Annotated in this window: 8 protein-coding genes and 2 pseudogenes; 3 read left to right on the top strand and 7 right to left on the bottom strand. The window is 48.3% G+C overall.

Annotated elements, in window-relative coordinates; genetic code table 11:
* From JF818_RS04345 to dnaB, 3 genes and pseudogenes are all read left to right on the top strand, one after another.
* Nucleotides 1–489 (top strand): annotated as a pseudogene (locus JF818_RS04345) (DUF115 domain-containing protein); the annotation flags it as partial.
* A 12-nt stretch (nucleotides 490–501) separates the two neighbouring features.
* Nucleotides 502–1,140 carry a 50S ribosomal protein L9 gene (rplI, locus tag JF818_RS04340; RefSeq protein WP_198890748.1) on the top strand — a complete coding sequence of 213 codons (639 nt, stop codon included), beginning with the start codon at nucleotides 502–504 and terminating at the stop codon, nucleotides 1,138–1,140.
* Nucleotides 1,141–1,145: 5 nt separating this feature from the next.
* Nucleotides 1,146–2,531 (top strand): replicative DNA helicase, encoded by a 1,386-nt coding sequence (gene dnaB, locus JF818_RS04335; protein WP_198890747.1) that lies wholly within the window; start codon nucleotides 1,146–1,148, stop codon nucleotides 2,529–2,531.
* Here the strand turns inward: dnaB and rseP are convergent.
* From rseP to JF818_RS04300, 7 genes and pseudogenes are all read right to left on the bottom strand, one after another.
* Entirely contained in the window at nucleotides 2,521–3,912 is a 1,392-nt protein-coding gene (gene rseP, locus JF818_RS04330; protein WP_198890746.1) for an RIP metalloprotease RseP, read from the bottom strand. The two genes, dnaB and rseP, sit on opposite strands and share 11 nt — an antisense overlap.
* Nucleotides 3,909–5,024 carry a 1-deoxy-D-xylulose-5-phosphate reductoisomerase gene (dxr, locus tag JF818_RS04325; protein WP_198890745.1) on the bottom strand — a complete coding sequence of 372 codons (1,116 nt, stop codon included), beginning with the start codon at nucleotides 5,022–5,024 and terminating at the stop codon, nucleotides 3,909–3,911. The genes rseP and dxr overlap by 4 nt, the downstream gene beginning before the upstream one ends.
* A 4-nt stretch (nucleotides 5,025–5,028) precedes the next feature.
* Nucleotides 5,029–5,868 (bottom strand): phosphatidate cytidylyltransferase, encoded by an 840-nt coding sequence (locus tag JF818_RS04320; protein ID WP_198890744.1) that lies wholly within the window; start codon nucleotides 5,866–5,868, stop codon nucleotides 5,029–5,031.
* The gene (uppS, locus tag JF818_RS04315; protein WP_198890743.1) at nucleotides 5,865–6,563 is read right to left on the bottom strand and encodes a polyprenyl diphosphate synthase; all 699 of its coding nucleotides are present in this window, start codon (nucleotides 6,561–6,563) and stop codon (nucleotides 5,865–5,867) included. The genes JF818_RS04320 and uppS overlap by 4 nt, the downstream gene beginning before the upstream one ends.
* A gap of 3 nt (nucleotides 6,564–6,566) precedes the next feature.
* Entirely contained in the window at nucleotides 6,567–7,121 is a 555-nt protein-coding gene (gene frr, locus JF818_RS04310; RefSeq protein WP_198890742.1) for a ribosome recycling factor, read from the bottom strand.
* Nucleotides 7,122–7,182: 61 nt separating this feature from the next.
* Nucleotides 7,183–8,034 (bottom strand): translation elongation factor Ts, encoded by an 852-nt coding sequence (gene tsf / locus JF818_RS04305; RefSeq protein ID WP_198890741.1) that lies wholly within the window; start codon nucleotides 8,032–8,034, stop codon nucleotides 7,183–7,185.
* Nucleotides 8,035–8,044: 10 nt separating this feature from the next.
* A pseudogene (locus tag JF818_RS04300) lies at nucleotides 8,045–8,334 on the bottom strand (30S ribosomal protein S2); the annotation flags it as partial.

Genomic DNA, 8,334 nt, shown 5'->3' with positions numbered 1-8,334 from the left:
TCAGAACGCTCAGATGGGTATAAGGGAGAGTTATACCGGATGTCGGTAATGGCAATAGGGGCCATGTTGGCTCCGCTCTGTATGGTATTGGTTGGGTTCACGTCTTTCATGGCGATGAGCTACCAAGCCCGGTTCGATGGTTCCTTCAATGTACGGGTTTCCCGTTGGAAGGTACCGGAAGTCACCCTCTGGGTGTTTCTCGGTTCCTGGACATTGGTCCTCCTATTGATCCTGGTAAAAGCAACCTACCTGTATAGGGCACTTGCGTTGCAAGCAGCACTGGCAAGTAGTGTGCTGTATGCAGTTCAAGGAATGGCAATCGTAGTACATGTAGTATTGCGAAAAGGCATTGCTGTAAATACGACCCGCTTGTTTTCCACACTGTTCCTCTTGGCGTTCTTGATACCTGGGGTGAATGTACTGGTTGTCTTTGTCCTTCCCTTGTTAGGGGTGACGGAGACTTGGATTATGTATAGACGTAATGAGTAAGGAGTGTATCCTATGAAAATTATTCTGAATCAGGATGTAGTCAACCTCGGTGAAGAGGGAGACGTTGTAGTTGTAAAGAACGGGTATGCCCGTAACTATCTGCTTCCAAACAACATGGCTGTGATGTTCAACAAAACCAATCAAGCCATTTTTGCAAGCCGTACTGCAGCTATCGAAAAGCGTAAGGAAGAGAAGCGCGCTGCAAGTGCAAGCATGAAAGAGAAGCTTGACAATGTTGAGATTACCATGGTTGTCTCAGCAGGTGAGAGTGGCAAGCTGTTTGGCTCTGTCACATCTGCTATGGTGCAGGAAGCACTTGCAAAGCAGGGTATCGAAGTTGAACGCAAGAAGATTGAGGTTGCTACCCACTCCATCAAGATGGTTGGTACCTATTCTGTACGTGTCCGCTTGTATGAGGACGAGAGTGCAGAGGTCAAGCTTGTTGTTGAAAGTGAAAATGCCTTGAAGAGACGTCAGGCAGAAGAAGCCAAGGCAAAGGCTGAGGCTGATAAGGCTGAAGCTGTCAAGGCTGCACAAGAGGCCAAGGCTGCCAAGGCTGCTGAGGAAGCTGCTGCTGAAGCAGAAGCAGAAGCCCCTGTAGAAGAAGAAGCTGGTAGTGAAGAGGCTGAAGCCGAGAAAGTAGAAGAGTAAGAGATATGGCATCGAATAATATGCTTGGACGCGTTCCCCCTCAGAACGAAGAGGCAGAACGCGCAGTACTTGGGGCGATCTTGCTCAATGAGAAGGTCCTTGTAGAAGTGACCGATTTCTTGAGCAAGGATGATTTTTATAAAGTCGCCCACCAGCAATTGTTCGCCGCCATCCTTTCATTCAGACAGGAGAGTACCGAAGCACTGGACCTGATTACCCTCAGTTCATATCTGAAGCGTAAAAGCCAGGTAGACCAGTGTGGCGGACTCTCCTATATTTCCACCCTTACCAGTGATGTCCCTACCACGACAAATGCTGCCTACTATGCGAAGATTCTGAAGGCGCTGAGTCAGAGACGCAAACTTTTATTGTTTGCCTCAAAGCTCAAGGATAATGCCTTTGACGAATCGCAAGAAATCCAGCAGGTCATTGACGAGGGAGAGCAAACACTCTCCAAGTTGAATAATGAGACAGCTGGTAGTGATGCATATCAGTCCATCAAGGACCTGATCACCCAAACCATCAGTGATATCGAGTATCGCAGCACCCATGGGACCAAGAATGGGCTCGATAGTGGGTATACCTCTCTGGATTCCATAACTGGTGGATTCAAGAAACAAGAACTTGTCATCGTGGGAGCACGACCTTCCATAGGAAAAACTGCCTTTGCACTTTCCATGACACTGAACATGATTACCAAGCTGAAATACCGTGTAGGTTTCTTCTCCTTGGAAATGAGTGCAGCAAGCTTGATGGAACGTTTGCTTACCGGTCATAGTCGTGTCGATTTTTCCCATATCCGTAAGGCTACACTGAAAAACAGTGAGATGAGCGCCATCGTTGATGCATCAGGATTGCTCTATGAATCAGAGCTTTATATCCAGGATACCCCAAACATGAAGCTCATGGAGCTCAGGGCGCAGGCTAGAAGAATGAAGTTGGAACATGATGTCCAGATTCTCTTTGTCGACTATATCGGCTTGATCGATGCCCAGGCAGATGCTCGTATCCCACGCCATGAACAGATATCCATCATCAGCAGAAACCTGAAGCAGCTTGCCCGAGAGCTGGATATCCCCATTGTCTGCCTCAGTCAGGTAGGGCGTCAGGCGGACGGTGTTGAGCCAAAGCTCAGTGACCTGAGAGAGAGTGGATCCATCGAACAGGATGCCGACGTGGTCATCCTCCTTCACCGTGAGGTCGGCAAGAACCGTACCGATAGTGAGGAAGAGCGCCAGAAGAACAACATCCAGGAAACAAAGATCATCATGGCCAAGAACAGGAATGGTGAGACTGGTGTGTTCTCACTAGCCTTTGTAAGCAATATTGTCCGTTTTGAGGAGATGGAGTTCAGTCACAAATATGTGGCCGGGAACAATCCTAACGCCTAAGGGCAAGAAAATGTCTCACATCAGCAAGCGTTAAAATCAAGAATAGTACAATGACAAAAGCCACTCCCATGAGCTGGAGATGGTAGTAGGTTCTTGGTCTCATCTGTTTTCCGGTAATCCACTCCAGTCCAGCAATGATTACCTGTCCACCATCGAAGGCTGGGATGGGGAGTAAATTGACCACTGCAAGGGAGATGGAAACCACTCCCATGAGATACAACAATCCTCGTATACCACTTGCTGTGCTGCTCTCAAACCCGAGGGTGGTGATATCCCCGATCATCAGAGCGGAACGAGCCATGCCCGTAACTTCCGAGCGTAGGTCTGCATCTCTTCTCGAGACCAAATTGCGCAGTGATGAAATGGTCTCTTCTGCAACATTCCACCCCTTGCGAATCCCCCCTATGAGACTGAACCGCTCATTCTCTCCCTCTTTTGTATTTACTGCGAGTGAGAACCCAAGGACGAATGATCCCCCTTCATTGCGGCCAGGGGTGAAGCGTAAGTCCCTTTCCTGCCCGTTTGTGTCCACAACGGTGAATGAGATCTCATCCTCTGTATGGTCGCCCAATACAGTAAGGAGATCGAGTTGGTTCATGACAGGGATATCTTCAACAGAAACTATTACATCCCCTTCTTGCAATCCTTGGCTGTAGGCAGGGCTCCCATAGCGTACTGATCCTACCTGCAGTTCCTGTATTGGGGTCAAGCCGTATCGATATCCTCCATCAGGTTTTGGGGCTCCCTGTACCTCAATATCGATGGTTTCTCCATTACGTTGGATGGTAAACTGCTCAAGACCATTGCTTTCCGCAAGCTTTGCCTCCAGTGCTTGCCAGTCATCAATCGGTGTTTCTCCCAGGCCGATGATCTTGTCACCTTTCCGTATCCCGGCCTCATAGGCTGGACTATCCTGGTTGTTGAATAGGGAAGGGTATTCACCAGTGGTGGCAACCACTGCCTCATTGGTGATGACCTGGGTCGGCAGGCTTGCAAGTATGGCATACAGGAGGGCGGCAAAAAGAAGATTGGCTATCGGTCCACTTAGATAGGTAAGGACCCTTCGTGCTGGGTGGGCGGAGAAGAGCGACCCTTCCTCGGTATGCGTAAATTGTTTCTGCTTGTGGATCAGTGCTTGGCTCAGATCATCAGACCCCTTGAGTCGACAATACCCACCCAATGGAAATAGGCTTATCCGGTATTCAGTACCTTTATGCTGGGTAGCAAGGAGCTTTGGACCGAGACCAAACGAGAACACCTCGACGTCTATCCCATTGAGTTTTGCGGTCACCAGATGACCGATTTCATGGATGACCACTACTATGGTTATTCCGACCAATCCTATGAGATATTTCATAAGGATGGCAGCTATTCCACTCATAGGTAACTTCTTGCAATATTCCGGGCCCGTTTGTCAAGTGCGAGGGTCTCTTCAAAGCTTCCCACGCTCTCACTCCATGCATGTTCCAGCGTCCTCTGGACTACCTCGATCATCTTGGGATAAGAAATAGCTCCTTTCAGGAAGGCATGTACAGCTATCTCATCCGCTGCATTGAAAGCAAGGGCAGAGGAGCCACCTCGCCTGAGGATTGAGAACGCCAGTGAAAGGAGAGGAAATCGCTCATAGTCGGGTTTGGAGAAGTGGAGGGTGAGATCGGTGAAATCCAATGGAGAGACAAGAGATGCATGTCCTGCTCCCAGTGCATTGATGATCGGAAGTGTCATGTCTGGATTGCCCATCTGTGCATACACTGCACCGTCTATGGTGCGTACCATGGAGTGTACAATGGACTCTGGGTGGATTACCACTTCAATTTTATCGGCAGCAACATTGAAGAGGTATGAGGCTTCAATTACCTCAAGGGCCTTGTTTGCCAAGGTTGCGCTGTCGATGGTTATCTTCTTTCCCATATTCCATGTGGGATGGGCTAGAGCCTTTTCAACAGTGATGGAAGCAAAATCCTTCTTTGGCAGAGTCCTGAAAGGACCTCCACTGGCGGTAAGGATCAAGCTTGAAATTGAACTGGGAGCCCTTCCTTTCAGCAATTCCCAGATGGCAGAGTGTTCGCTGTCAACAGGAATGATGGATGACCCATATTGCTTAGCTACATCGAAAAGGTAGGACCCAGCACATACCACACTCTCCTTGTTTGCAAGAGCTAGGTCAAATCCACACCTCAGTGCAGAAAGGGATGCCTTGAGACCCTCGAATCCTGCAATGGCATTCAGTACCATATCTGCTTCAAGGGAATACAACATCTCTTCCAAGCCATCGAACCCTGTATAGGTTTTTATTCCTTCTATACCAGATAAGGAAGATCCAGTGGTACAGATTGCTTCTGCCTGAAATTCATGGGCCAAGGAGAGTAATTCTTTTGATCGAGTATTGCTGGAAAGGCCCACCACCTTGAAGGGGAGGGCTTTGCTACGGATTGCCTGAAGTGTCGTGGTACCGATACTGCCGGTACAGCCAAGGATAATTATCCGTTTCATACCATTAGAAAAGCGTAAGCAGGAGCCAGAAGATAGGAGCACTGGCGAGCATGGAGTCGATGGAGTCCAATAGGCCTCCTCTGCCTGGAATAAGGGAACCACTGTCCTTGACCTGTGCAGAACGTTTGAACGCACTCTCGATCAAGTCTCCAATGTTCGCTGCAGATGAGGTTGCAAATCCCAGGAGTAATGCCATCCAGATGGAGATATCCTCTTTAATGCCTGGAACGAACAAGCAGAACAGTACTGCCAGGACCATTGCGCTGAGGGTTCCCCCGATAAATCCTGCCAAACTCTTGTTAGGGCTAACCTTGATGATTCCCTTGTTGTTTCTTCCCATGGACATGCCGAAGACAAAAGCAAAGATATCATTCCCAAAGACCAGCAGGAAGAACAAGATCAAGGATGCAGATGGATGGGGCAGCGTAAGGATTCGTTGGATGAATGTAATGAGTATTCCAGGATAGAGGATAAGGAGACTCTCTCCACCAATTCGGGAGAGTGATTTTGCAAATGAATCCTTGTCCCCATGCCGTAGTTCCATGCTGAAGAAAAAGAGTGCCAGCAAGACAACTGTCAGATCCACCAAGGGCAAGCTTGGTGCATGGGCAATTTCAATCCACTGAGCGAGAGGAAGTAACCCAATACCCCAAGGGGAAATATGAAGCGTGGTGTTCTCTGCTTTCTCGTACAACACCTTTAATTCTTTCGCACCATAGGTTGCGGTTACCACAGCCAATAGGGAGAGGGCCAGATAGGAGTTATGGGGCAATAAGAAAATGATGATAAAAAGTGTTGGAAGGGTTATTACTGTGGTGAGAACCCGCTTTCCCATTGATGTCATTGTACCCCCCCAAATTTTCTAACCCGTTTTCCATAATCCTTGCAGATTCTCTGGATGTCTTCTGCATCCCAATCAGGCCATAATTTTTCATAGAATGCAAGTTCAGCGTATGCGCTGTCCCAGAGCAAAAAATTGCTCAGGCGTTTTTCATTTGCACTTCTCACTATCATATCGACTGGGGGGATGTGAGGCAAGTCCAAATTACTGGCGAGCGAAGTCTCTGTAATCGCCTCTCCGGGATGGATTGTCATGAAATGGTTGACCGCCCGACAAATTTCATCCCGTCCACCATAATTGAGCGCAATGATTGCAGTAATTGTTGTATTGTTGCTTGTTTCTTGGACAGTGGTGGCTACAGCCTGTTGCACTTGTGCAGGGAGACCGCTGAGGTCTCCACGTACCAGAATGCGGATTCCATGATGGTTGTAGTAACCAATCTCTCCATGGAGCTTGGAAACAAAGAGATGCATCAGATAGGAAACCTCTTGCTCACTTCGTTTCCAGTTCTCCGTAGAGAAAGCGTAGAATGTGACAAACCCGATGCCCTGTTCGGAAGCTTCACGGATGACCCGTTTAACAGCTTTCAATCCTTCCAGGTGTCCGGCGGTTCTCGGCAGTGAGCGTTTTTGCGCCCAACGTCCGTTACCATCCATAATGATACCCAGATGGACAGGGACAGCAGGTTTTCTCTCCATACTTTAGATCTCCATTATTTCCTTCTCCTTCTCATCGGAGAGGGAGGTGATCTGTTCGACATGGGAGTCTGTCATTTTCTGGATTTTGCTTTCACCATCCTTAAGCTCATCCTCGCTGATATCGCCATTTTTCTGCAGCTTCTTCAGCTCATCGATTGCTTCACGCCTGATGTTTCGGATAGCAACCTTGCTCTGCTCAGCAGTAGATTTGGCGTTCTTCACCAGCTGCTTGCGTCTCTCTTCATTCAATGGTGGGAAATTCAATCTGATCAATTTTCCGTCATTGTTCGGGGGAAGCCCAAGATCACTCTTGAGGATAGCCTTTTCAATTGCACCGAGAACACTCTTGTCCCAAGGCTGGATAACAATTGTTCTAGCCTCAGGAATGCTGATGGTTGCGACCTGGTTGATCGGCGTTTCTGCACCATAATAGTCTACTCGAATCTTCTCCAGCAGAGAGGCTGAAGCTCGACCAGTGCGCAGACCGGCAAAATCCCTTGAGAGACTCTCAAGACTTTTTTGCATCTTACTTTCACATGTGTCCAATACCTGTTGCATACTCATCTCCAATAAAACGACCGCTCACAAGGCGTGAGCGGTTCGTATCAAGCGACTACACTCAGACGCTGCAGGATGCAGCACCAGCGCGCAGAAATGCATAGTTAACGATTTCCAGGGAAGCACCAGCTGCCTTGCCAACCTCATTTGCCTTCTTCTCTACAGACATGGAGTCGTCCTTGACGAACGGCTGCTGCAGGAAACAGATCTCACTGAGGTGCTTGTTCAACTTGCCCTTGACGATACCTTCGATAACCTTTGCAGGCTTGCCAAGCTTCTCAGCCTGTGCAGTGAAGATCTCAGTCTGTTCCTTGATATAGCCAGCATCAACAGCATCGGTATTGAGATAGGAAGGGGTGAACGCAGCAACATGCAATGCACAGTCGTTGGCGAACTCCTTGACCAAATCATTCTCAAAAATCTTCTTGTCATCAGATTTGAACATTACCAGGACAGCAAGAGCACCATTGCCGTGGACATAGGTGCTGGCAAACTCATTCTCCCCAATATCGAAAACGTGAAGCTGCTTGAGCGCCATGTTTTCCTTGATAATGGTGATCAAATCAGTGACCATGCCTTCCAGTTCCTCGTTGATCTCACTGTAGCCTTTCTCAAGTGCTACTGCACAGATGTTGTTTCCGAGTTCATCGAACTGATCATTGCTGGCAACAAAGTCTGTCTCACAGGAAAGCTCGACCATAACAGCCTTGTCTTTCCCGACTTTCACGAACACACGACCGTTGTTGGTTGCGCGGTCCTGGCGCTTTGCAACAGCGGCGAGACCCATCTCTTTAAGAATTTTCTCAGCAGCGGCGAAATCGCCGTTTGACTGGGTCAGTGCCTTCTTGCAATCCATCATTCCTGCGCCGGTAATATCGCGCAGTTTTTTTACTACTTCAGCGGTAATTGCCATGCTTCACTCCTTAGTCTTTGTACAGGGTTTCTTCGTCAACGAGGAGGTCTTCTGATTCAGTTTCTTCCTCAGTCTCTGTCACTTCTTCCTTCTCTACGTTCTCTTTCTCTTCAAACTTGGAGAATTCAGCACCCTCTTCAGTGGAGAAGACAATTTCTTCGGTCTCTTCTGCCTTTCCCTCGGTCTCTTCTACCTTTTCATCCTCATCTTCACCACCAAGGGCTTCAATGATCTGGATACCAGCTTCATTGTCAGCATCGACAACTGCGTTGGCAATGATTTCAACAAAGAGGCTGATGG

The organism is Sphaerochaeta sp. S2 (assembly GCF_016406725.1).
Classification (GTDB): domain Bacteria; phylum Spirochaetota; class Spirochaetia; order Sphaerochaetales; family Sphaerochaetaceae; genus Sphaerochaeta.
Note: the sequence above shows the minus strand (reverse complement) of the source record. Positions and strands in the feature narration are given on the sequence as shown.